This window comes from Leptospira neocaledonica (assembly GCF_002812205.1).
Taxonomy (GTDB): domain Bacteria; phylum Spirochaetota; class Leptospiria; order Leptospirales; family Leptospiraceae; genus Leptospira_B; species Leptospira_B neocaledonica.
Window position 1 is genome coordinate 1 of the sequence record NZ_NPEA01000014.1, and the last position, 25,034, is coordinate 25,034.

Annotated in this window: 26 protein-coding genes; 9 read left to right on the top strand and 17 right to left on the bottom strand. The window is 40.0% G+C overall.

Features of this window, described 5'->3' with window-relative positions; genetic code table 11:
• From CH365_RS19160 to CH365_RS19185, 6 genes are all read right to left on the bottom strand, one after another.
• Positions 1-682 (bottom strand): transglutaminase family protein (locus CH365_RS19160; RefSeq protein ID WP_244283326.1); only part of this gene is annotated, 682 nt, incomplete at its 3' end.
• Positions 683-684: 2 nt separating this feature from the next.
• A complete protein-coding gene (locus CH365_RS19165) occupies positions 685-1,629 on the bottom strand; it encodes an alpha-E domain-containing protein (protein ID WP_100770158.1) in 945 nt (314 codons plus the stop codon).
• An 83-nt stretch (positions 1,630-1,712) separates the two neighbouring features.
• A complete protein-coding gene (locus tag CH365_RS19170) occupies positions 1,713-3,137 on the bottom strand; it encodes a circularly permuted type 2 ATP-grasp protein (RefSeq protein WP_100770159.1) in 1,425 nt (474 codons plus the stop codon).
• Between the two features lie 324 nt (positions 3,138-3,461).
• Positions 3,462-4,367 (bottom strand): hypothetical protein, encoded by a 906-nt coding sequence (locus CH365_RS19175; protein WP_208861245.1) that lies wholly within the window; start codon positions 4,365-4,367, stop codon positions 3,462-3,464.
• 1 nt (position 4,368) lies between these two features.
• Positions 4,369-5,043 (bottom strand): hypothetical protein, encoded by a 675-nt coding sequence (locus CH365_RS19180; protein ID WP_208861246.1) that lies wholly within the window; start codon positions 5,041-5,043, stop codon positions 4,369-4,371.
• Between the two features lie 78 nt (positions 5,044-5,121).
• Positions 5,122-6,183, bottom strand: a complete 1,062-nt coding sequence (locus CH365_RS19185; RefSeq protein ID WP_100770160.1) for a saccharopine dehydrogenase family protein — start codon at positions 6,181-6,183, stop codon at positions 5,122-5,124.
• 169 nt (positions 6,184-6,352) lie between these two features.
• Here CH365_RS19185 and CH365_RS19190 point away from each other — a divergent pair, with 169 nt between their 5' ends.
• Positions 6,353-7,687 (top strand): sterol desaturase family protein, encoded by a 1,335-nt coding sequence (locus tag CH365_RS19190; protein WP_100770161.1) that lies wholly within the window; start codon positions 6,353-6,355, stop codon positions 7,685-7,687.
• Between the two features lie 70 nt (positions 7,688-7,757).
• Here CH365_RS19190 and CH365_RS19195 read toward each other — a convergent pair whose 3' ends face one another.
• From CH365_RS19195 to CH365_RS19205, 3 genes are all read right to left on the bottom strand, one after another.
• The gene (locus CH365_RS19195) at positions 7,758-8,249 is read right to left on the bottom strand and encodes an SRPBCC family protein (protein ID WP_100770162.1); all 492 of its coding nucleotides are present in this window, start codon (positions 8,247-8,249) and stop codon (positions 7,758-7,760) included.
• A 137-nt stretch (positions 8,250-8,386) separates the two neighbouring features.
• A complete protein-coding gene (locus tag CH365_RS19200; protein WP_100770163.1) occupies positions 8,387-9,601 on the bottom strand; it encodes an LIC_12337 family protein in 1,215 nt (404 codons plus the stop codon).
• Positions 9,598-9,783: a hypothetical protein gene (locus CH365_RS19205; protein WP_100770164.1), complete on the bottom strand. Its 186-nt coding sequence runs from the start codon at positions 9,781-9,783 to the stop codon at positions 9,598-9,600. Before CH365_RS19205 ends, CH365_RS19200 begins: the two co-directional genes overlap by 4 nt.
• Positions 9,784-9,967: 184 nt before the next feature.
• Between CH365_RS19205 and CH365_RS19210 the strand changes: the two genes are divergently transcribed.
• From CH365_RS19210 to CH365_RS19235, 6 genes are all read left to right on the top strand, one after another.
• Positions 9,968-10,600 (top strand): TIGR04282 family arsenosugar biosynthesis glycosyltransferase, encoded by a 633-nt coding sequence (locus CH365_RS19210; RefSeq protein WP_100770165.1) that lies wholly within the window; start codon positions 9,968-9,970, stop codon positions 10,598-10,600.
• A gap of 183 nt (positions 10,601-10,783) precedes the next feature.
• Complete coding sequence (locus CH365_RS19215; protein WP_100770166.1) at positions 10,784-11,596, top strand: hypothetical protein; 813 nt, start codon at positions 10,784-10,786, stop codon at positions 11,594-11,596.
• A 120-nt stretch (positions 11,597-11,716) separates the two neighbouring features.
• The gene (locus CH365_RS19220) at positions 11,717-12,301 is read left to right on the top strand and encodes an ABC transporter substrate-binding protein (protein ID WP_100770167.1); all 585 of its coding nucleotides are present in this window, start codon (positions 11,717-11,719) and stop codon (positions 12,299-12,301) included.
• Complete coding sequence (locus tag CH365_RS19225; RefSeq protein WP_100770168.1) at positions 12,301-15,213, top strand: MMPL family transporter; 2,913 nt, start codon at positions 12,301-12,303, stop codon at positions 15,211-15,213. The genes CH365_RS19220 and CH365_RS19225 overlap by 1 nt, the downstream gene beginning before the upstream one ends.
• A complete protein-coding gene (locus tag CH365_RS19230) occupies positions 15,210-15,848 on the top strand; it encodes an MXAN_6521/LA_1396 family lipoprotein (protein ID WP_100770169.1) in 639 nt (212 codons plus the stop codon). Before CH365_RS19225 ends, CH365_RS19230 begins: the two co-directional genes overlap by 4 nt.
• 70 nt (positions 15,849-15,918) lie before the next feature.
• Positions 15,919-16,200, top strand: a complete 282-nt coding sequence (locus CH365_RS19235) for a hypothetical protein (RefSeq protein WP_100770170.1) — start codon at positions 15,919-15,921, stop codon at positions 16,198-16,200.
• 49 nt (positions 16,201-16,249) lie between these two features.
• On the opposite strand, the gene CH365_RS19240 is transcribed toward CH365_RS19235, so the two are convergent.
• Entirely contained in the window at positions 16,250-17,167 is a 918-nt protein-coding gene (locus CH365_RS19240; protein ID WP_208861247.1) for an NAD(P)H-dependent flavin oxidoreductase, read from the bottom strand.
• 82 nt (positions 17,168-17,249) lie between these two features.
• On the opposite strand from CH365_RS19240, the gene CH365_RS19245 reads away from it, so the two are divergent.
• Complete coding sequence (locus tag CH365_RS19245; RefSeq protein ID WP_100770172.1) at positions 17,250-17,561, top strand: putative quinol monooxygenase; 312 nt, start codon at positions 17,250-17,252, stop codon at positions 17,559-17,561.
• Positions 17,562-17,745: 184 nt separating this feature from the next.
• Here CH365_RS19245 and CH365_RS19250 read toward each other — a convergent pair whose 3' ends face one another.
• Positions 17,746-18,243, bottom strand: a complete 498-nt coding sequence (locus CH365_RS19250; protein WP_100770173.1) for a DUF1579 domain-containing protein — start codon at positions 18,241-18,243, stop codon at positions 17,746-17,748.
• Positions 18,244-18,404: 161 nt separating this feature from the next.
• On the opposite strand from CH365_RS19250, the gene CH365_RS19255 reads away from it, so the two are divergent.
• Entirely contained in the window at positions 18,405-19,400 is a 996-nt protein-coding gene (locus CH365_RS19255; protein WP_100770174.1) for a S1C family serine protease, read from the top strand.
• A 122-nt stretch (positions 19,401-19,522) separates the two neighbouring features.
• On the opposite strand, the gene CH365_RS19260 is transcribed toward CH365_RS19255, so the two are convergent.
• The 6 genes from CH365_RS19260 to CH365_RS20125 all read right to left on the bottom strand — a co-directional run bounded on the left by CH365_RS19260 (position 19,523) and on the right by CH365_RS20125 (position 24,898).
• A complete protein-coding gene (locus tag CH365_RS19260) occupies positions 19,523-20,236 on the bottom strand; it encodes a pirin family protein (protein ID WP_100770175.1) in 714 nt (237 codons plus the stop codon).
• A gap of 122 nt (positions 20,237-20,358) precedes the next feature.
• On the bottom strand, positions 20,359-20,706 hold the full coding sequence (locus CH365_RS19265; protein ID WP_100770176.1) for a hypothetical protein: 348 nt from the start codon (positions 20,704-20,706) through the stop codon (positions 20,359-20,361).
• Positions 20,703-20,909, bottom strand: coding sequence for a hypothetical protein (locus CH365_RS19270; protein ID WP_244283327.1), 207 nt, complete (start codon positions 20,907-20,909; stop codon positions 20,703-20,705). The genes CH365_RS19265 and CH365_RS19270 overlap by 4 nt, the downstream gene beginning before the upstream one ends.
• Positions 20,910-21,041: 132 nt before the next feature.
• Positions 21,042-22,193 carry a DUF445 family protein gene (locus tag CH365_RS19275; protein ID WP_100770178.1) on the bottom strand — a complete coding sequence of 384 codons (1,152 nt, stop codon included), beginning with the start codon at positions 22,191-22,193 and terminating at the stop codon, positions 21,042-21,044.
• Complete coding sequence (locus CH365_RS19280; protein WP_100770179.1) at positions 22,190-24,667, bottom strand: hypothetical protein; 2,478 nt, start codon at positions 24,665-24,667, stop codon at positions 22,190-22,192. Before CH365_RS19280 ends, CH365_RS19275 begins: the two co-directional genes overlap by 4 nt.
• 96 nt (positions 24,668-24,763) lie before the next feature.
• Positions 24,764-24,898, bottom strand: a complete 135-nt coding sequence (locus tag CH365_RS20125) for a hypothetical protein (RefSeq protein WP_008589440.1) — start codon at positions 24,896-24,898, stop codon at positions 24,764-24,766.
• Positions 24,899-25,034 lie beyond the last annotated feature (136 nt).

Below are 25,034 nucleotides of genomic sequence, written 5' to 3' on the forward strand. Positions count from 1 at the left end.
ATCGAAGGATTGGAGCCTTGGTTGGATTTGATCTCTTCGTTGGAATTTGCTTCCGAAAAGGCCGGAATACAAATCTAGATGCGAGACCGATATGTCTTAAGATCTGAACGAGTAAAAATGCGGAATCCCTGCAAGAACCGGATCTTCTTTCCAAAGTTTCCGTGCAAGTTTGCACACCTGGTTCCATTCGTATCACATAAGAAATGTCCTGGTATACTCTTTGATTGAGTCCTACCAAAAAATCCACAGTACGTTTTGATTTTAAAATTCCGTCTTTTCTTAAGCCGGAAATATAATTTGCAAGTGCATTACTTCCATCAGTCGCGCTCAAGTAAGGAAGAAGTTCCTTTCTCAAAGCATCCGAATAAATAAAAGGAGTTTCTTCCGCATCAGGCTCCAAGAAAAAATCGAATGGATTGATGACTTGAATTTCCGCCACCAAATCCACGAGTATTTTTAATTTTTCGGTCTTCTTAGGAAAAACTAATCTTGCTTGGTAATTCCCGAAAGGATCCTGTTGCCAGTTCAAAAATTGTTCGGAAGGTTCTACAAGAAGTGAATAAGAGACAATCCTAGTCCTAGAATGAGGAGCCGGCCTCAATCGAATGATATGAGGAGATAACGCAACGGGCCTATCATATTCGTAAGAAGTTTCGTGAGTGAGAGATACGAGTAAGGACATGCTCAATTCCTAAAATAGGTCTCGTCTAATTGTGCAGCGATCCCATTCAATCTCACTTGTAGTTGGTCCAAATACTCGTGCATACCGGAGGAAAAAATTTCGTCTATCGAGGCGTAATTCATTTCGGAAAGAAGAACACCTACCCTCTTCTCCGTTTCATCCCCATAACTGTCCTTATCCGTACCACTTAAAATTTTTAGACTATCGAACGTTTTGGACAAACAAAAACGTATCGCTCTCGGAAAAATTTTATCCAGGATCAGGAACTCCGCTATATTCTTGGGAGTGATCCTTGTATAAAAACGGTTAAACATCTCATGAGCACTTGCGGATTTCAAGAGGGAAAGCCATTGGATCAGATCTAAAGTGGATCCAACTTCTTCTCTGGAAGGAAGAAGTATAAAATATTTCATGTCAAGGATACGAGTAGTCTTATCCGCTCTTTCCAATAATCTTCCGAGCAAAGCAAAATGCCAAACTTCATCATGAGAGATAGTAGCCTCTTGGCAGCCATAGAATAATAAACATTGGTTTCGGATTGCCTTAAAAAATTCAGCAATTCCAGGCATATCAGATTCTTCAAATTTTCTTTTGGATTTAATGGTAAGATAAAATTCGTTAATCACTTCCCACATTGGAGTGGAAATATTTTCTCGGACTGTCCTTGCGTTCTCTCTGGCACGGATCAAACAATTCATAATAGAATTCGGATTTTCAATATCCAAACTCATAAAATGGATCACATTCTCCTTACTAGGAATATTATACTTTCTGGAGAATAGTTCATTGTCTCCGGTGGTATACACCAAAGGCATCCATTGTCTGTTGGAGTCCTCGTTCAAATCTAAGGAAAGTTGAAAATTCACATCCAAAAAACGTGAATAATTCTCGGCCCTTTCCATATAACGATTCATCCAGTATACGGATTCAGCGACTCGGCTTAACATTAGGAAACCTCTCTAGTTTTATGATTTTTTTCGGTTCCGCTTGGGTATTTCCCTGATTGCCAGTTCTTCTTCTTTTTTTGATATTAACCCATCACCCAAGTATCTTTAGATCCGCCACCTTGGGAAGAATTCACAACCAAGGAACCTCTTCTTAAAGCGACGCGGGTAAGCCCTCCGGGCATCACATAGATCTCTTCTCCGTATAAGATAAAAGGTCTTAGATCCACATGTCTTCCTTCTAATTTATCCTCGATCAATGTAGGGATCCTGGATAAACTCAAAACAGGTTGAGCTATATAATTACGAGGATCTGCTTTTACTTTTTCTACGAATTCTTCTTTTTCTTTTTCGCTCGCGACAGGGCCTATGATCATTCCATATCCGCCGGCACCATTAGCCGCTTTTACGACTAAATTACCAATATTCTCGCATACATATTTCAGGTCCTTCTCCCTGGAACATAGATACGTAGGAACGTTAGGAATAATAGGCTCTTCTCCCAGATAATATTTAATAAAATCAGGAACGTAAGAATAGATCACCTTATCATCAGCAACTCCCGTGCCAGGAGCATTCGCAAGCGCAACGTTTCCTTTTTTAAATACTTCGAATATACCTGGAACGCCTAAAAGAGAATCTTTACGGAAAGTTTTAGGATCCATAAAGGTATCGTCTATCCTTCTGTACAGAACATCCACCTGCTTCAGACCTTTTGTGGTCCTCATATACAATTTATCATCTCTTACCGTAAGGTCAGTACCTTCTACCAAAGGAACTCCCATACGAGATGCGAGAAAACTATGTTCGTAATATGCAGAGTTATAGATCCCTGGAGTTAAAACTCCAATATTCGGATTCGGTTTGTCGGAAAGATGTTCCAGCATCCCGCGAAGTCTGATCGGATAATCATAGATCGGCCTTACGGAAAGACTCGCAAAAAGTTCCGGGAAGGTTTTTTTCATTACTTCACGATTTTCTAATACATAAGAAACACCGGAAGGACAACGTAAATTATCCTCAAGGACCAACATCTGTCCATCCCCGTCGCGCACAAGATCCGTTCCAGTAATATGAATCCAAATCCCCTTAGGAGGTTTGATCCCTTTACATTCTTTTAAATAACCGGAGCTACTATAAACTATCTCTGCTGGGATCACTCCGTCCTTAATGATCTTCTCATCTCCATATATGTCTTGGATAAAAAGATTTAGGGCCCGGATCCTTTGTTTCAGACCTTCTTCCATTTTTTTCCATTCGAAAGAAGTTACGATCCGAGGAATGATATCGAAAGGCATGATCCTTTCCTCTTCCTCTTCATCTCCGTACACATTAAAGGTGATTCCCAAGGAAAGAAGTGCCTTTTCTGCGGAAGCCTTCCGCTTCAAAAGTTCCTTATCATCCATTCCTTCAATCCTGGATTTTAAGATATGATAACTCTGGCGAATTCCGCCCTCTTCTGAGAACATTTCGTCGTAAAAGGAATCCGTTTGGTAATTAGTCAGGAGCATAGAATCCTCCTCCTATCTATCTGAAGGAGACTAATTTTGCTCTTAATAAACAAGCAGAAATTAAATTATGCGCTTATTTTTTATACCGATTTTCAACTCATGTTCAAATATTAAACATATTAGTAAAATATTGACCCAAGTGTTGGAAAAGAAATCTGATTTTACCAGGAAAGTGGAAGAATGTGGCCATAGCAAATGTGGAGTGGTTTTATTGGTTTTTGAGTAATTGCGCCCATGCCACGGGATTCAGGGGGCTTGACGAATGTTCGCACATGCACTCGACGCGCAGAGGCCTTACGAACATTCGCCCATGCGCGTCACGGCTTACTTCTTCTTTTCCAACTCTGCCGCAATCATACATTCTTTGGGAATCCATTCCTTCTCCATTTGTTTTTGGCGAACGTAACCAACCACATGTCCTGTGCTTGCTGCGACAGCGAGAATGGAATAAGAATATAAAACTGCATAAGGAGAGGTTGGAAGTAAGTCCGAGATCCCACCTGCCACATAAGAACCGTAAGCGGGATATAATGTGCGATATGCGGTCATCTCTTCCGTTTTATCGCAACGATATCTAAAATATCGAATCGCATCGTCCGAGGCTCTTGCTTCCGGGTAGAAGGCCCCAAGTATCGGAACTGCATAACCTAACGCATACCAGGAACGATATTTTCTTTGTGCAAAATCTTTTGAGTGTCCACCTTCATGCACTACTACTGCAGGAATATCGGAATACACATGAATCGTATTAGAATACGGATTATAATGATCCCCGCCGAAAATACGACCCACTAAAAGTACGTCGTTTACCACATAGGCAAACAAACCAATGGTCCATTTTAAGACAGGATTTACGGATTTAGAATGCCAGAGTCTTTTAAAATCGTCCAAAGGCGCATATTGGTTAAAGCGCGCTTTAACGTCTTTTAGGTTATTATCCCGGATATAATCCATCAGATATTTTTTTGTTTCGAAAGAGATCTTGTGATTTTGGATCCTTCTATCCCAGATCATAACTTTTGCAATTAAGCTGTCGATCCAGATCCAGCTTCCTATAAAATCGATTACAGAATAAGGTTCTCCCTCTTCGAATTGAGGATTTTGTTCATCAAAATACATTTTGTCGTTCGGCTCATACGGCTGTGCGACGGTGTATCTTTTTTCGGTGGAATAATAACAGGATTGAAAAGTAGAACAGACAAGTAAGAATATTAGAATTTTCTGCTTCATCTTACTTATTTCCTTTTTTGCTCTGAGGGCGTTTAAGATCTATGGAATGTTTTTTGATCTCATCCAGAAAATCCAAAAGAGCAACTCTGCCCATTTGATTTAGCTGATCTTCTCTGTTTCCTCTATGACCTATATAAGGAAGATGTATGATCCATCCGAGTAGAATCGGAACTGTCGCAAGAGTTGCCATACAATCCGTAACCCTGGACTCTATCCCGTCCTTAAATTGGTAATGCCAGGCTTTTCCGGAAGAAATAATATCCGCTTCCATCTCCACAGTTACTTGGTTGTAACTACAATGATCTATTGATTCCAGTTTGAACTTCTGGATGGTGATCTTATGTTTTCCCGGATATTCTTCCTTATGATCATTCAACTCTTTTCGGATCAGTTTTGAGATCGGTCCGTACAGATTAGTATAATCTTTTCCCAAACCGGTCCAAGAGGTAAATCCATCCTCGAAATATACAAAATGAACAGGATCTTCGTTTGGAAATTCCACCTGGTAATCCGGGTCTGTAGGCGCGTAATCCGGAATTCCGAATTTCAGCTCCATCCATTGTTCTTGTATTTCGTGAGCGCCGGAAAGAGTTTTGGGTACCTGGACCTTAATAGAAACACAAGAGAAAAGAAATATTAGAAAAAAGGATAATACAAACGGGCGAAAATAAGACATGATCGATCGTTTTTTAATCTAAAAATACGGAGAAGAATGTAAAGAATAAATTCTAAACCGGAAGAAAGGAACTTCTATTCAATTTGAAATATCTTTCCATTTAGATCCGGGAATTTCTAAAACGAATTCGGAACCAAATGCAAGACTCGGGGTCTTAAATCCTTTTCCACCTTTTCCGGAAAGTACTTTGGAAACCGCCGCCAGAGATGATTCCACTGTAAATTCGTAACCTTCTTTACATTCTAGAATTTTTGTGGATTTTTTTCCTTCTTCGGATCGAACTTCCCCCCACACGGTCGTTTTGACCAGGGTCCTTGTTCTTTCTCCAGGTCCTTTGATCGTTTTTCCAACCAAAGCCTGAACTCCTTTTAGTACAAAAGGAATTTTTAATAAAGAAATAATCGGTTTAAAATAGCGTAACGCGTTCACTTGGCCGGATGGAATATCCGTATACACATCTATATTCGGAATACCTGTGGAAATATAGGCAGTGAATACATCTCCCCAAGGGATCCCATACACCTTATAGGTTTTCCCACCTGCTACAACTTCCCTAGTTCTACTCAGATGAGGAACTCCGACCATCTGCCCCTCCCTTCTAACCATAGAACCGTAAGGCAATTGAGCAAGTGCACTTTTCATAGTGCCCGGAGAAACCTCACTCAGTCCCACAAATGCAAGTTCCAAAAACTTCGGTTTAGAAAGAGATTCTTTTAAAGAAGAAGCTAAACAATCAGTAGGAACAATATCAAATCCCACACCAGGCAAAAGAAGAACTCCCGCTTTCGCTGCTTCTTCCCCTAAAGCTTGGAGAGATTCGTATACAGGAATTTCTCCGGTGATATCCAGATAATGAACTTTTTTAGAAATACATGCTTTGGCCATTGGAACAGAAGTTTGAGTAAATGGTCCCGCGCAATGTAGAACGAGTCGGAATTCTTGGATATTCGAACCAATCTCATTCGTATTATTTAAATCAAAAATTTTATATTCTAAACGCAGTTCGTTTGCGAGCTCTTCAATTTTGTTTCGGTTTCTTCCAGCAAGTACTGGCTTTAGACCGCGAGACACTGCTCTTCTTGCGATCAGTTCTCCCGTGTAACCATTCGCTCCATAAATCATCCATTTAGATACTGCCATAAGGTAGGAACTACGACATCGTTCTAGATTTAGTCAACCTGCATACCTCGAACGAGTTAGTTTTTTTCACACAAATGATAGGTAAAGAATTTCCGTTTTGGAGTCCGTTTTAGTTTTGGATTGACCTAGTTCCTGAACGAGGAATGATAGAGGTTAACCGGCTTGTATTATGGAAAAAATAAATCTTATCACAATCGCAATTCCATTCTTCTTTTTACTGATCGGGTTAGAGCTCGCGTTCTCCTGGTATCATAAAAGAAAACTATATCGTCTGAACGATTCTATCAACGATCTTAGTGCAGGAATCGCTAGTCAAATTTTCGGGATCATTTTTAAGACGATCACATTCTTCGCCTATCTTTGGGTATATGAAAATTGGAAAATATTCAATCTTCCTTCTTGGCCAAGTGAACCAGTTTCTTGGATGCCTTCTTCCGAAGTGTTAGGACTTTCCGCTTCTACCTGGGCTTGGACAATTGTTATAGCGGTTTGGGTCAGTTGTTTCGTTCTATATGATCTTGCTTATTATTGGTTGCATAGATTAAGTCACGAGGTCAATTTCCTTTGGGCAGGACATGTAGTTCATCACCAAAGTGAAGAATATAATCTGACAGTTGCATTACGTCAGGCAAGCTTTCATGGACTATTTACTTGGATCTTCTATATTCCTTTAGCGATCATAGGATTTTCTCCTATTGTAATGGTACTGAACGGACAATTAAATTTAATCTACCAATTCTGGATCCATACAAAAGCGATAGATAAATTCCCAAAATGGTTTGAAGCAGTGTTCAATACACCTTCTCACCATAGAGTTCACCATGGAATCAATCCTAAGTATATCGATAGAAATCACGGTGGAACGTTGATCGTTTTTGATAAATGGTTCGGAACTTTTCAAGCTGAAGAAGAAACTCCTGTTTACGGAACAGTCAAACCTCTTCGCAGCTTCAATCCATTATGGGCAAACGTTCATTATTGGGTAGAAATGTGGGAGCAGGCAAAACAAAGCCCTCGATTTATTGATAAGGTCAAAGCATTTTTAGCAATGCCGGGCTGGAGACCTCAGGATCTGGGAGGTCAATATCCTATCCCGGAAGTGGACGAGAAAACATTCAAAAAATATGATGTAACTCTTTCTAAAAGTTTAACAGCATATGCGGTGACCTGGTTTGTTCTTACGTTGGTCGGAACATTCTCTATGCTCGTAAAAGTGAATTCTATTCCGACAGGACTATTATACCTAATCTTCTTCTTCAGCATATTCTCCTTAACAACTGTGGGAGGAATTTTAGATCTGAAACGTTGGACTTTGTATTTGGAACCTGTCCGAATCACCCTCTTGGTAGGAGCAGCTTTCCTATTGGGAGCTTCTACAGGGACTGCGTTTATCGCGGCTGGATTCGGCGCACTTTCACTTGCATGGTTTCTTTCTCAAAGACACCTATTTGCAGAATGGAAGGACATAGATCCGGTAAAAGAAATCCAAAGCAAGGCCGCTTAATCATTACCTACTTTCACTTCTCCGCTTGGGATTATTATTTCTTGCGGAGAAGGTTTCCTAACATCGCTTATTAAAACTGCAGCGCCTTTCCCGTTTCTAGTAAACTTTTAAGAGAAGAAAGAATCGCAGGCCAACCATTATTCAATCCTACAAACGTATCCGGATTTTCTATAAAATCTTCAGGCAAAAGATCTTCATGAAGAACAGTAAGTTTTGTAAGATCTTTCATCGGTTTTAGAATATAAGTCACACGAGTAGGTTCTTTGGATTTTTCCAGTCTTGCTTTTATTTCGGGAGGGACGGATGTAAAGCCAGGCGGAAGTTCCCAGGTATAAGAAAGTAAAAACGGTTTATCGTATTTTAAAATTTTGCCTACGACTAAAAGTTCTCCATTCGGATCCAAAAATTTGAATCCGCCACCTACTCTCCAATCTCCTTCTATCTTACTTCCGAACCAGTACTTTTGGGAAAATTCGGAATTGGTCAAAGCTTCCCAAACTTTTTCGGGACTACTTGCGATATACGTACTATAAATAAATTTTATCTCGGATTCTTGCGCCATCTTTCGCATCCTCCCGGCCCCATAGCTGAGTTATGGTGAAGCTAATAAAATAAGGTATGATATAAAATGTTTTCGGGCAATAAAAAACCCCCGAGCACCGGGGGTTTTAGAAAGATTCCTGTCTTTTTTAAAATAAATTAAAAACCGTAACTAGTTAGATCTTTAAAACTAACGGAAGATGTTAATCCTTGGATTGTGCCTTCAGTTAAATCGTCCCATTTTACTCCCATTAAATCGCCGGCTCCGGACTTTCCTGGTGTTCCAATTCGTTCGTATAGTTTGGAAACTCTTGAGACATTAATATGATCATAAGATGGAACATTCACGGATAAGATATGGTCTTTAACAAATCCATTTACATCAAAAATTCCGTAATTTATAGATCCATAATCGCATATTTGATCATCGGCGGCAGAAGCTATTGAGGAAACTCCTCCTTCCTCCCAACCGGATTTAGCGATTACTTCTAAATTACCAGTAAGTTCCTGGCTATAGGCTAACTTATAATACTCAGCTGCACTTCCAGTATTACAGAAAGCTTGATTCGCTGGTAACAAAGGACTTAAAGAAGAAAAGTCAGCATCTCCCTTAATGCTTACAACTGTTTTAAAGCAGAATACTGCACCTCCATCCATTTCTTCCAAAATTACTCTCCCGGATTGTACCGATTGAGCTAAGGTATCCGTACCGAGAGGTCCTGCCCAAGAATATGTTTGTACCAATCCTTGATCCACATGAATATTATTCGGGTCATATTTTGGATCCGTAGTATCCGGGCTATATACGTAACTTTCGATTACGGCGGTAGCAGTCCATTTATTAGGAGCGAGAAGGCTCAAATTATAAAGCAAGATAGCTCCGTCTTGATCTGGATCTCTTGGGTCATCATCCCAGAAAAATTGAAGAGCTATAGCACTTGTTCCCGCCACTTTCAGTTGAAAACAATTATCAAATTCTTTTTGTGCAGCAAAAACGGAAGAAGAAGGAACTACAAAAGGAACGGGACTCGTATTATCTTTTAATCGTAACTTAATATCAAAAACTCCTCCTTCATCTCCCATTGGAATATTAGTAGCCGATACAATTTGGGTATGAGCAAGAGCAGTAAGTAATTGATTTGCCTGGATCCCGGCAATAATATCATCCATAAAGAGAGAGTTTCCTCTCGCCCATGTTGCAGATTGACGAACAAAACCCCACTCGGTTGCACTTGCATGCAACGGCTGTTGAAGAAGTTTAAATTTTAATGATATAGGAAAACTACTATTCCGTCCTCTATCGGAACGAAAGCCTATGCTCAATCCGAAAAATATGGCTAAGATCAATGCGATCTTTTTAAATGCATTCTTCACTGTGCAATTCCTCTTGGAACGATAATAAAAAATCCGGTTTTACTTTTTTCCAATTGGTATCCGAAATTGAAGATAGGTGGGATTGAGTCTTTTCCTCCGGGTGCACAAGCGGTCCCAACCAATCCGGTCAGGATGATCCCTAAGCTAAGAAGTAGAATCCCTCTTTTTAGATTTAAGATCATAAATATCTCCTTATAGAATAATGAACATTTGAGACTTTACTTTTTTCATATCGTCTTGAAATTAAAGAGCTTGTTCTAATTATTATTTCATCGTATCAAAGGATAGCTTTATTTCGCTTAATCCTTGGAAAAAACATCCCCCAAGGAATAGATGCCCTATGATCATAACATCCCGGAGATAAAAATGAAAGGTCCGATATTGAATATATTTCTGAAAAATCCAGTGCCGGGAAAAGTTAAGACACGCTTAGCCAAAGATATAGGAGAAGAAGCAGCACTAGAAGTATACCAAGCCTTGGTCGAAAAAACCAGAACTGTCTGCAAAGACTTGGATGTTCCTAAAGTTCTTTGGTTCGATTCTTATCTTCCGAATCCATCTGATCTGGGAAGCTGGGGGCATTCCCCATTACTCATCCGTAAACAAGAAGGAAAGGATCTAGGCGAAAAGATGAGAAACGCTTTCTTGTACTGTTTTCAAAACGGTTCCAGTCCCGCAATTCTTATCGGAAGCGATTGCCCTGAGTTAGACCCATTACACCTAAAAGAGGCATTTCAGATTTTAGATCATAAGGATGTGGTTTTAGGGCCAGCGAAAGACGGTGGTTATTATCTGGTAGGACTCAAGTCGGATACTCCTGAACTTTTTCATGGAATAGAATGGAGTACAGAAACTGTTTTTGCCAGAAGTTTGGAAAAACTACAATGGGCCAGAAAACAAGTGGGACTTCTACCTGTATTATCCGATTTGGATGATGTCCAAGATTTGGAATATTTCGAATCCAATGGGATCTTGGACTGGAAAAAGAACGGATACTGATTTTTAAGTCACACAAAACATTCCACGCCCCAAACATTAAGAAAATAGAATATAGTCTATAAACTGCGGTCTCGACCTATGTCCAGACAAGGATGTAATATTTCTTTATTCATTATGTAATTATTTGATTACTTGGAGAAAATCCCGGGTCTCATATATGTAATTGCTTGATTACAAAAATATATGAGCAGTAAGACTAACTTTGTTTTTCTAAAATTTTTGGCGTTTGGATTCTCTGTGTATTTTCTTACTTCCCTCTCTCCTTTGAGAGCATTCGGGAAGAAGGGCCCGCATACTCATACTAGCATTACCCAAGAGGCATTTTTCGAATTTGCAGATAAGACCGGCTGGGACTTGAGAGCGGACTGCATGGAATTGATTGTCCAAGGCAATCTAAGAGCGGATGCGGCCTTTATGAACAATGATGCATATCATTGCGATAATGATAATATTCTGGGATGTGCTGATCGGTTCAGAACCTTAAAAGACGATTCTTATCGGGAACCCAATTATATCAGCGGGCTTATGAAATTGGGAATGGCATTACATATAGCGCAGGATTTCTATTCTCACTCCAATTGGGCGGAGAATTATCCAATGATCAGTATACTTGCCCCTATCGAACATCCTTGGATTTTTTTAAGTATGAAAGAGATCCAAACAGGTTATTTTAATCTTCTTCCAATCATTGAACACACAGAAGAGGCAGGAGAATGTTTCGATGCAGGAACGGAGCTTCACGGGAATTATGCGTTTGCGACCCATGCATGTCTGAATAAGGATGCTTCCGATAGTCATAGAAGTCTAAAGGCCGTTATACCAGGGATCCCGATCAGCTATCACGATTGGGCAGCCGACCTTGCCAAAGAACATACTGCCCAAATTTTAGTGGAACAATATAAAGCAAAACATCCTCTGATCTTAAGTTGCCTAACACCGAAAGTTTTATCATTTTCTTGTGGAAGCCAGGCTTACGATTTTCTCCGCCCGAATTAAGTCTAATTTCCGTTGACTTAAGCCTTCCCCTTCCATTACTGTAAATTTATCCGGCCAGTATGCAGTCTGTTTTTACCCGATTGTAAAATTCCCGGATCGATCCTTCCTTAGGTAATATCTGTGAAACTATTTCAAATTTTATTGTTTTGTTTACTTTCCTCGGGTTTTCTTTTCGCCCAGGATTCCCAAACTACTAACGAGACCCAAAATACTTCGCCTGAAGTTTCGGCAGAAGAGCAGACGTTATCCGCCGTTAAAAAATTAATCGGCTTTATCCGTTATAAAAAGAACGATAAGGCATTGGCTCTTGTCCATGTCGGAAAATTCTCCGAAAAACTCATCGGAGATCATAAAATTTCTGCGGCGGAAAGAAAGGAATTCGAAGATGCAATCTCCGAATACATAGTGAATAAAGCATTCCCTGTCGCATTAAAATATTTTGATAAGATCGATATCACTTACGACAAACCTAGCGTGACCGGCAAACAAGCAAGAATTGGCTCCTCCATTCTTTACAAAGGATCCGATCAGATCAAGTTTGCTTGGATTCTTTCCGAATCCGAAGGTGCCTGGTACATTAGCGATTTTGAGACAGAAGGTAAACTCGCAACAGAGATCAACCGCACTAAAAATATAGAGCCGTCTATTAAGAAAAACGGAATCAAGGGGACAATCTCCCTAATACAAAAAGCAGCCAAGAACTGATGAGAAAACTTCTTTCTAAAGCGACTGAGTTGGTGTTAACCCAACCGGCCGCTTCTTCCGCAATCCTATTCATTTTTCTGGTGATCTCCGGCTTTTTAGCCACCAGACTTTCCATTAACAGCGATAACTTACAGCTTCTTCCATCCGATAACCCTTCCGTTGTTCAAACAAAACGTGTGATCGAAATGATCGGCGGAAGCGGATTCTACACTGTAGCTCTTAAATTCCAAGACGATAAAGGAATGACCGAACATCTTACCAAGGCATTCCAAGCCAAACGTAACGGTGATCCCGAAACTCAAAAAAAAGAGTTGGAACTGGCCGACGAGGCAAAACGTAAAAACATCGCCTACTATAAAGCCAAAGAAATCGCACTCAAAAGTGCCTCCGATAAACTTGCAGCTGAGGTTTTAAAAGATAAAGAGTTAGTACGTTATGTTTCCTATAGGTATAATGTTTCCTTTTTACAGGATAGACTTCCGTTATTCTTAAAAACGGAAGATCTAAAAGAGGTTCGTAAAAGAGTAAAACGCAAAATTGACGACGAAATAGAAAAGGCAAATCCATTCTTCATCAAACTTACCAACGAAGAATACAATCCTGATTTTACGGATATCATCTCAAAATACCAAAAACTCGCAAAAAGAGATATATTCGACGAATATAATATTTCTCCAGAAAAAGGGATGCTAATTGTTCTCATCAAACCTACCGGCTCCTTTGTAGATATTGAGTTTTTGGAAAAAATTGATAAGAAAGTCCAAACCGTAGTAAAAGACTTAAAGATAGAAAAAGACGGAATTTACGCAGGTTACACGGGAGCTTATAAACTCAACCAAGACGATTACGAAACTTTAGTCAGAGCATTAAAGCCGATCGGAATTGCTTCTTTTCTGGGAATAGGACTTCTACTTTTATTATTTTTCCGTAATCCACTTTTTATAGTAATCCTTTTGTTCTCTCTACTCAGTGGACTGCTGATGACTTTTGGATTAACAGGTTTAGTCATAGGCCAGCTAAACAGTATTACAAGTATCATCGGCTCCATCCTCATGGGACTCGGAATAGACTATGGAATCCAATTTTTGTACAGGTTTAGGGAAGAATTTACCAAGAAGCAAGATATTGTTCGAGCAATCAAAGATACAATTTACCATACAGGGATCGCTTCTTTTAGTTCTGCGTTAACCACAACTTCTGCATTCGTAGTTCTTTCATTCTCGGAATTCAGAGGATTCAGCGAGTTCGGAATTATTGCGACCTACGGGATCGTACTGATCGCTGTCGCAATGTATGGTGTGACTGCTCTGCAAATCGCATTACTTTTAAAATGGTTTCCTTCTCTATCCAAGGCTTTCCTTTTAAATGAAGCACAACAGACTCCTTCCGGATTATTAAGAAAATTTTATTCTAGGCCGGGAATTCTTTCTATAAGCGTTTTAGTTCTAGTATTATTACTCGGAGTTTTTGCACCAAAAGTCCAATTCGATGTAAACGGAAGAAACCTTTTAGTAGAAAATCTAGAATCGGTAAACTTATATGATGAGATCGCGGATCGTTTCGATATTTCTTCAGATCCTCAGGCAATCGTAGTAAAAAGTTTAGAAGAATCCGAAGCAGTATTCGATTATTTGAATCCGGTTCCTGAATCGATTGCGGGTTCCGTGGACCAAGTTGTTTCCCTTTGGAACTTTGTTCCGCCTTATTCTCAACAGTTAGAAAACCGTAAAGTTTTGGACCAGCTTGCAAAAGACATGAAGCCAGTGAAAGCTTCCTTCTTAAAACCGGAGCAAAGAAAATACTTACCTAAAGCAAAACTATTCCTTTCCGTTAAACCTTACGACTATACTGCAGTACCTGATTATTTTTCGTCCCAATTCAAAGAAGTTGCAAGCTCCAAAGAAAAAGGACATTTATTATTCCTCTACCCTAAGGTGGCCTTATGGCATGGAGGAAAATTATTAGAGTTCTTTGCTGCAATTGGAAGATTAGAAGTTCCTAAAATTTCCAGAAGAACTCTAAATACGATCCTATATTCGACAGGAACTCAAAAAGAATCTGAAATTGATCCTGTCAAAGAAAACTATTCTACTTCGGAAAATAAGATTCTATTAAATGCACTGAATACATACTCTCAGGAAAAACTTCTCTCCATAAAGATATTACCCGGAACCGTAGACACGATCTTGGAACATAGGCCTTATAAGAATATTGCGCAAGCCAGATCTTATACATTCCAAACGGATACAGCAGGAAGTTTGATGCTATTTGCTCAACTCATCATGATCGTAAAAAGAGAAGGAGTCGCAGCGTTCTTTATAACCTTGGGATTGGTAGTCATAGTTTTAATACTATTCTATAGGGCATTTTTACCAGCATTACTCTCTTTGATCCCGCTTCTATTGGGAATTTTGGTCACAGTTGGAGTCATGTCCATCATAGAACTGAAATTAAATTTTATGAATGTTTTGGTATTCCCAGTCATCATAGGGTATGGAATACAAAATGGGATCTATATCTATTATAGATTCAGAGAAGATCATGATATAGTAAAAGCAATGGCGATGGTGGGACCTGCGGTAATTGCATCCACATTGACCACACTCGTTGGATGGAGCGCGCTACTTCTTGCAGACCAAAGAGGATTACATTCCATCGGAAAAGTTGCAACAATAGGTATCGGTGCTTGTTTACTCATAGCACTTACCCTACTTCCGGCAATTTTGGAACTGGCATATAGAAGCCGCAAACAGGAAGAATCGGAAGCAATTCCTTTAGGTTTTGGACCGGACGAAGATGACTCCGAAACAGTTTCCGAATTTGTAATAGAAGAAACTTCTCCTAAGCCTAAAGCAAAAAAAGCCGCTAAGAAAAAGACGGCTCCCAAAAAGAAAACCGGAAAGAAAAAATGAGATCTAAATTAATACTTCTATTCTTAATTTCCGTTTCCTTTACGAATTGTGCGGTAAAACAAATTAGGATCGCACCGAATTTTGAATCTTCTTTAGACCGATTTAAAAGACTGACTGTAGCAATCGATTCCAGTTCGAAAGTAAATCAGGTCGAAGCAACATTAGTAAAATCTATGGCGGAACAAGAACTTGCTCACCATAAGGAATTTATAGTATATCCGGATCCTTCCAGCAAAAATCAAAACTGCAAATCTCCGGTAGGAAAATCTCAAGGGGTTCTTACACTTAAATTGGAAGAAACCTTGAATGGAACTACACCCTCCTTTTTTGTTTGGCTGAGTCCTGCAACATTCGGACCTTCTTCCGATGGGATGAAAATTTCCATACAAGCCCAGATCCAAAAATGTGATACAAAGGAAATCCTTTGGGAAGGAACTGCTTCCTCTTCTTACTTTATGGGAGGAGATGAAGAAGCTACACTTAGGACCAGTTACGAGAACAAATTCGGAAAATCGGTCGGTCCCAAAGTCCTGCCATATTACGATATTCTAAAGTCTCTTCTAGATAAAATCAGAAGCCCCGTCTTAAATGAAGCGGAACAGGACGAAAAAATAGAAGTGGAATCCGGCTCTTAAGAAACTTCTTCTTGACCAAATCTTCTGTATCGATTGCTATACTCGGAATCGATTTTTCGAGAGGGAAAGAATGAATCTAGTGAATAATATATCCAAGGCTTCCACGGCTGCATTTTGGCTTTTATGGCTGGGAGTCTTGAGCGGAATCGTACAACTCATTAATTTACATCCAAGTCTGGATGGGATCGTACTCACTCTTGGTTGGGTGATCTTAGGGATCCACGTTATCGAAGTCGGAATCTATTCTTTACGTGCTGGAGACAGAGGCGGATTTAAAATTTCGGACGCAATTCAGGTTTTTATATTCGGTGTATTCCACCTAATTCCAGTAAGCTTTTCGGATAAGAAGTAAAAGTGACAAAAAACCCCCGAGACCCGGGGGTTTAGAATATTCTGAAATATTAAACTGGTCTAGGTAGCTTATTCACGATATCCGTATATTCTGCGGCCATACCTTTTATAACATCTCCGGCAGGAATAATGGAATCAATCTGAGCAACTCCGTGACCTGCAGACCAAATATCTCTCCAACGTTTAAATTCCTGGTCTATATCTCCGCTACTTTCGTTGTGGAAATTATCTCCCGCCTTTTCGACAGAACGTTTTAGCCAGTTCGCAGGGATTCCCGAAATTTTTTCGGTATAAACGATCTCTTCCGGTGCTGATTGAACGATCATCTCCTTATATTCTTGGGAAGCGGCAGCTTCCTTAGTAGCGATAAGTCTAGTTCCGATATAAACTGCATCTGCACCAAGAGACATTGCTGCGGCCATTTGTGCTCCCCCGCTGATCGCACCCGCCGCAAGAACAGGTAGACCAATTTCTTTTTTCAGATAAGGGAAAAGACTGAAAGGAGAAATATTTCCGGCATGTCCACCGGCACCTTGTGCAACCGCGACCAAAGCGTCTGCTCCAGATTTAGCAACTAAATTCGCATGTCTTAATGTAGTTACGTCGCAGAAAACTTTTGTGCCTACTGATTTTGCCTCATTGATAATAGAACGAGGGCTTCCTAAACTGGTAATGATCAATTCTACCTTGAATTCTAAAAGTATTTCTAAGTGTTTTGCCCAGTTAGGGTTATGAGCCTTATGTAAAATTAAGTTAACGCCGATGGGTTTTTTGGTCCTGGATCGGATATCTTCCAAACCTCTTCTTAATTCTTCTATGGTTCGGTAGTTTTGAGAGGGGAATGTTCCAAGGCCTCCGGCTTCGGAAACTGCTACAACTAGATCAGGATATGAAACGAGAAACATGGGAGCCCCGATGATGGGCAGATCGATTCCAAGCATCTCCGTTACGGGAGTTTTTATTTTCATAAGGGAAAAGCTTTCATTCTGATCCGATTCCATCTATCTTTTTTTTCTGGTAGAAGAAAATCGGATCTTGAAACTGGGGACTATGATCGTTACAGTTTCTTCTTACAAAATACTCCCGGAAAGGATCCAAGAATTTCTGGAAATTAGCAGTGAACTTTCCAAGGAATCCCTCAAGGAGAACGGTGTTCATAGATTTGATCTTCTGCAAAACGATGGAGACGAAGGCAGATTTCTGATCATAGAAGCCTACGAAAGTGAATCCAGACGTAAATCACATTTGGAGACCCCCCATTTTGTAAACTGGAGAAGAACGGTTCCGGAAATGTTTTCCCAAGGAACTACCACAGTTTATTATAAACCGGTATCTCCCAAGCCGGAAGATTGGAAAAAGTAATTAGGATATAAGGTTAAATTTGGACGTGGCGTATAACTACCAAGGCTTGACGCTTCGCGTCAGGATTGCTACGCAACCCTTGCTCGGCCTTTGGCAAATTTTGCTTCCATATCTTCACTTGAATGTGCAAGTGTGCAGTTGCAAAACGTCGTTAAGCCTTGGCTATTAGCCGATATAGCCATTATTATTTTTTTCTAAAATAGATAGTCTCGACTGCCCTTGTCTCCTCCTCTCCCGGTTTAATATTATACGCCCTTATGATAATTTGATCCTTGTTGACGATTTCGAATTCGGTTCTCCAACCCCAAGGTTCCGGAAACGTCCCCTGTCCATAATGTCCTAAGACCGAAAATCCTTTATCAGTTGGATGTCCTTCTGAGAGCATGATCCCTGTTCCCATTCCGAAACTTTCTACCCAAGCGCATTCCGCTTTCTGTCTATCTATATGATATCCCAAAATAAGAACTCCTTGCATAGGAGATCCACCGATACTTCCTTCGTATTCATGTAAAATAAATCTACCTCCTAATATAGGACGTATGGTTCCAATGGTCTTAGTTTCGCCTTCTAATTTATCCGGCTTGAACCATAATTTGGATGTACCTTCCCACTCTCCTTCCAGCTGAGAAAGTTTAAAATGTTCTCCCTCTCTTTTGGAAATTTCGAATTTTTCCTTACTCATACTAGATTCTCCCAAATCATTTACAAAAGGTTTAAAGCGAATAAGATTTATGTGAATGCGGTCTAAACGCAAGTTTAAAAATCCGAGATTTTTTCAACCTTCGATTAAACATTTTATTTCTTTCAGGGACTTTAATTTATGAGAGGAAGTCCAAGAAGATTATGGTACTATTTACAAATACGAATTCCGATCCTATTTCTTCCATACGACAAAAAATAGAATCGGAAAAGGAAGAAGCGGAAATTTTAGACGCTTATTCCAAATCCGTCATCCATGCGGTGGACTCCGTTGGCCCAAGCGTAGTCCATCTACAAGTAACAAACAAAAGAGGAGAAGGCGGAAGCGGTTCTGGATTTTTCCTCACGCCCGACGGTTTTATCGCAACCAATAGTCATGTGGTAGATGGCGCAGTCAAAATTAAGGCAAACCTTTCGGACGGTTCTAGTAAAGAAGCGGAACTTGTAGGAAACGATCCTCATACGGATGTTGCCGTTCTAAAAATACATGGCGGATTATTCCCTCATTCCGGTTTTACAGACTCTAAAAAGCTGAAAGTGGGACAACTAGTAGTCGCTATCGGAAATCCATACGGTTTCGAATCTACGGTTACAGCAGGAGTAGTAAGCGCTCTCGGAAGAACATTAAGATCTCGCAATGGACGATTAATAGATAATGTGATCCAGACGGATGCTGCCTTAAATCCGGGGAATTCGGGAGGCCCATTAGTGGACTTCCAAGGAAGAGTGGTGGGAATTAACACTGCGATCATTCTACCTGCCCAAGGAATCTGTTTTGCAGTCGCGTCCAATACCGCAGAATATGTGATCACTCGTCTTATCACAAGCGGTGCAGTTAAAAGAGGATATTTAGGAATCGCAGGTCAAAACCAAAAGATTCCATCATTCACTAAAACTCTTAATAAAATCGGTTCAGAATCTGGAATCTTAGTCCTTTCTCTCGAACCAGGCTCTCCTGCTGATCGCGCAGGAATACGAAATGGAGATCTGATTATCGAACTGGACGAAAAAGAGATCCATACTATCGATGATCTTCATAAAATTTTAGATGAGACTTCTATCGGAAGAAAATTAGGAATTCGTTTATTGAGAGACGGTTCTATCAGAAGTTTTTTCATCGAACCCGGGGAACTGAAATAGAGGCGCAGAGATGTGTCGCACAGAGGCACTAAGACTCAGAGGATTTTAATTAACTTTAAACTCCGTGTCTCTGTGGCTCTGTGTGAGAAAAACTCTATATCTTTATTCTTCTCAGTGACTCCTTACTGGATATCAGGAACATCCATTAGAAGAAGTTCGGAATCTTCCAAAGCATTTACTTTCAGAAGGTCCGTTCTTGGAAAACCTGCACCGTCTCGAGTAGAAAGTTCGGTTCCGTTAATATTCACTTTTCCGGATATTAGAAAAGCATAAACTCCACCGTTCTTATTCTTGGACTCGTATTGCAGTTCCTTTCCAGCTTCTGCATTCCCTAAAGAGAACCAGGCATTTTGATTGATCCAGAGACCTTCTGCAGATTCCTTAGGAGCTACAACCACTTGGAATCTATTCTTCCTATCTTCCGGAAGAAATTTTTTCTGGTCGTATCTAGGTTGAGCTCCTCTCTTATCAGGTATTACCCAAATCTGTAAGAAGTTTACTGGATCCATTTCGGAATGATTATACTCCGAATGAACGATCCCAGTTCCAGCAGACATTACCTGAACTTCTCCGGAGGTTATTACTCCTGAAGTTCCGATACTGTCCTTATGTTCCAAGGCACCTTTGATCGGTATAGAGATGATTTCCATATCTTGGTGAGGATGCGGATCGAAACCTCTGCCGGGGGCAACGATATCGTCGTTCAATACACGCAAAGAACCGAACCTGATTCTTTCCGGATTCATATAGCTTCCGAAAGAAAATGTATGATTCGATTTCAACCAACCGAAATCCACTTTCCCTCTCGTATTTGCCTTATGAACTACCGCTTCCATTTTTATCTCCTTTCCCCATTTCGGGGTGAATACTTTTTAGACCGACCTTACCCCATATAGTTCAAATTTAAAGTATTAATAGGATTTGAAAACTTGCGAAGGATTGGATTTATTTTCGAACCTTAATCGAAACTAGGAGTCCCTGAAACAACGATACAACGAAATAAGAAGATCGGAGGAAGATACAAACCTTTTGTATAAACTTCTCCGCTTGCCAAAGATTGGGTTCCTTGAGGCGCCTTATCCATCGCGTGGTTATATGCGCTTTGTAAATCCGGAACGTATCTCGCGAACATAAAAGGAAAAATTTGCACTACACAATCTTCTCCTTCTACCCTTTTAGGGGAGAAGACAGGTCTTTCTTTTGCAGGCACAATTCTTTCTATCCGATAGATCAGCGTTTCCGCCCCACTGCAATAGGAGAATAAAAATAGGAAAAGGAAGAAGATCCCAGATTGCAAAACTTTCATTGAGAGATCTCCAAACCATAATAGAGTCGATAACATGCCTCGAAAATTCCTCGGTCATACTGGAAAATTTCCAGGTCTCTGATATGGGTGGCACTAGGATTTTTTTCGGGAATTCTTTGAAGAATGGTTTGGATCTTTTCTCCACATCCCTTTTCATTCTGCTTATATAAACTTTGCTCTACTTGAGGAGGCAGAGGCCTCATTCTGAAATTTTGAAAGTAGAAAATCGTCCTCGAATAACATCCGCTAAATACTACGCAGAGTAGAAGAATATAAATCCGCTTTAGTTCCATGATCTTGAATATTTAACAATAACCCGCAAATTATGCAAGAGATTATAATCCCAATTTTCCTTCGAATAATAGGACGATACATCCTATCGCAGATCCAACTAAAAAACCTAATAAACTTCCGTTGATTCTGATCCTTTCTAACACTCTTCTGGTTTTAAGTTCTAAGTTTTCCCTAAATTGTTTGGGTTCCAATAATTTAAGACCTTTAGAAATCTGTTCTCCCACATATTCCGAAACCGACTCATTCGTTTTAGAACTTAAAAATTCCAGGAAGGAGCGGATTGGCCCATATTCTCTCAAATTTTCTAATTTAGAAATTTCTTCCTTATGTGTTAGTACAACTTCGCTGATCAATCGGTTCAATTGTTCTCTGCCGAAATCCGCCAAGGCGCGGACAGCTTCTTCTCTTCTGGAAACCGGGAGTTCGTTCCAGGAACCGATGTACAATTCCGCACATTCCGAGAATATCGAATATAATTCGAATAAGACTTCTTCCTCTTCCGTTTCGAAATCTTTTCCTTCTTTCAAACCTTCTCCGAATTCTTTGATCCTTTTTTGGGGATCGATAAGCCAAATCAAAGGTTTTGCGAGAAAAGAAAGTCCTTTAGTGATCCTTTGTATCCTTTCTCCAAACTCAGCATGATCGGAGACCTTCATCAAGGTTTCTCCTACCAAGAACCGAACCGTAGAAAGGATCTCCTTTCGACTATTCAATTCATGCAATATTTGTTTGTCTGCACCGGAAAATTTAAAATTAGAAACATATAATACGATATCTTCTTCTATTTTGTCCCAGATCAGGTTTAGGAATTCTCTGACTTCTTTTTCTCCTTTCAGATGTTTATCCAGAAGTTCTCGGATTGTTTGGATATTTTCGGGTTCATCCAAGATACCATCCAAATAGGATTTTAATTTATGTTCGCTGATCAGATCGGAAGATACCCAACGGCCGATTTCTTCTGCGATAGTCTCACTCTCGGATTCCACGGCTTTGTAGGTTTTCCAAACCGCAAACCAATCGCAGATCGCTCCTACAAGTCCTCCTTCTAAGCCGTGAATGAAAATATTTCCCCAAATATAGAGGCTCCATTTTTGCCAGAGCCCCCAAAGAAGAATACTTCCGAACAACACTAAGAGCGAATTCGAAACGAATTGAAGTTTAGAGTACGGCTTGTTACCGTACGGATTCCTCAACGGAAAAACCACCTTCCTTTCACAAAGGAAGAAAATATAAAGAAGGCCGGCAAAAGGAAAAGGATAATGGTCAAGAAGACAGAATTCCCTTTGGAAAATTTCAGATCCGAATTCGGTTTTTGGGAACAGACCAGAATTTCATTTCTCTGAGTTTGGAATAATATCCCTCCTTCTGCATCTTCCCAACTAGGGAAAAAGGATCTTCGAACCAATTTACAATTATAATTTTCTAATGTAGATTGTTCCGGTTTTTCTGTCGAAGAAATTTCAGGACCCGCAAAAACTTCTTCATCCGAAAAAATACGGGGTAAGATAGGAAGTTCCGCAAGTAACATAGGCTCTTTCGGTTTTTCTTTTACGGGGAAAAATCTACCTAAAAATTCGTTTCTATCCGAGAAAGATAGGTCTCCGTATTTGGATTTGAATTCTTCCTTCCAATTAGTATGTTCTTTTGGAATATTCAAAACCAATAAACCTTGGAACCATTTATTATAGTTCGGACCGACTGCTTCTAATTCTTTCTTACCGATTCTTGCGAATACAATTCCTGCATCCAATCCTTCGTGGAGAATTGCTTCATTCGTATTGTATAAGAATCTTTTAGGACGAAGTGATTTTCCGCCGTTTAGTTCCTTATAGTCTGCAACCCCCCAAGGTTTTTCGGTTAGAAGTGCAAGATCAGCCCCCGGATTTTTCACCTTAAAAAGAAATAGGAAAGATTTATTCTCCAATTCTTTTTCATAGGTTTCGGAAGGGGAATCGTTCGTACGCAATCCTTCTCGGTTTACCCAACCCTTCAATAATTCAAAACGGCTCGGATTTAATTTTAAGATTTTATAAAGTTTTTCTGTGGAACCGATGATATAAGAAGTTCCGTTCGACTGCAGAAAACGATGTAATCCAATACCTGCGTCTTCCGAAGAAAGTTCCTCTTCATAACCTGGATTTTTTTTCCAAGCAGTCCAAGGCAGATAACGACTCAAATAAGGTTGGAGTGCCAGAGAAGTTAAAGAAGCGTCCGCTTCCATTCCTAAAAGATTTCTATGTCCTGCCCTTCTAATTAAAAGACCCAATGTAAAAGGACTGTCTCCCCATTTTCTATGGGAGTCGATTTCCGGAAAAATTTTGGAATCTTTAGGAAGTTCGGAAAGAGCAACTTCTACATCTTGCATTTCCAGAGCGGAAAAACTATCTTTTAAGAATGTGGTGTTTTCCTTCCATTCCAACTCCGGATGCCATAGAAAGAATCTTACCAATGCAAAAAATAGAAGTGCAGAAATTGAATATTGAGCTACTAAAGAAGAAGTTTTGTTCTTCAATAAATGAACTGCAGTTTCCAAGCCGGAAAGAGTTAAGAACAATAAAGAAAGATCCAGGGCTCTATACCAAGGAAATCCTAAACCTGGAAAAAATTTAGAAAGAGAAGTATCCACTCCGATCCAATAGAAGATCAAACTGGCAAAGAATACGAATCTGGAAGCAGGAGGAAAAATTTTACGTTTTAGAATAGAACGAATTCCTAATAGAAACAAAGCAGGGAATACTACCTGTATCCAATGTAATCCTATGATAAAATTCCATAAGAAAGCAATAACTCCGCTTCCTTCCCAAATCGGCCTCAAGGCTTCCGAACCTAAAATGGAGATGAGTCCGGGAGTAGTGTCCATCGGGAATGTTTCCGCACGATACGAGGAATATTTCAAAAAATTCCACCAAACAGGTGTGGCCACAAATAATGGAATGAAGAATGCGATAGAGAATGCTCTTTTTCCCAGCTCTTCTCCCAAAAATAAAAAATAGATCAGAAGAGAAACCAAATAGAATAAAGAAGAAGGAAGATCCGAATAATAAACGCAGGCACTTACTGCAAGATATTTGGAAAGGGAGGATAATTTCCCCGTGGTCCTATACTTTTCTAAATAATAAAAACCTAATAAACTCCAGCCAAGACCGAAAAATCCGGTCACTGAACCGCTGAATAACCCTACTAAAGAAAGTCCGAACGGTTCTTCTCCCGCACATAAGAAGAAAAATAAAAGTCCGGTCATGGCCAACATAACGGTATTCGCCCTATGGTTGGTCTCGCTTAAGAGTAAAAGACTGAACTTGATAAACGCATACGTAAAAAGTAATATAGAAAGTAAAACGCCAATATTGAATGAGAGAGAAAGTGAGGACCAGAAGAATACGGTCTTGTGGAGAACTGCGACCAGAAAATAAAAGAATGGAGGCTGAAAGTAAAAGACCGGCATCCCTGAAAACCAGCGAGTATCGTATCCTAAAGACTGGCCGTTATTTAAAAATGAATCGTAAATTTCTGCCAAATGGGTTTGGGCATGAAGGCTCCAGCCAGAAAGAGTGTCCTCGCTGAATAAAAATCTGAATTTGATGATAAGAACTAGAAAGGAGGCGAGTAATAGTAAGGGCCTTCGCCAAGCCGGAGCAAGTCTCCATTTTTTCTGAAAAAAAGGCATGCCGAGAGGGTACGGAAAAGCCCTGGAATTGACAAGCAAAACAGGACTTTAAGCGGAAAGGATCTTGCCCTTGAACATTGGGCAAAAAGAGGAATACTATTCCTCTTTTACATTCTCCTGAACGTACTTTCTAAATTCAGCTTCGCTCATCTTGTCCGCATACAATGGATACAGAGCCGTAATCAACTCTTCCAAGGTGGGGAATTTTGCCCCGTCGAGCTTGAATGCCATAGGGTCCTCTACAAGGTAACGATTTCGGGATCCATTCGTTTAGATGGACCCGTTCACCTTCTCTCTAACCATGATTTTCGGAGTTGAATACAATAAAACTAGAAAACGATCCAGCTTTCCCGAAAGAAGAAAGGTT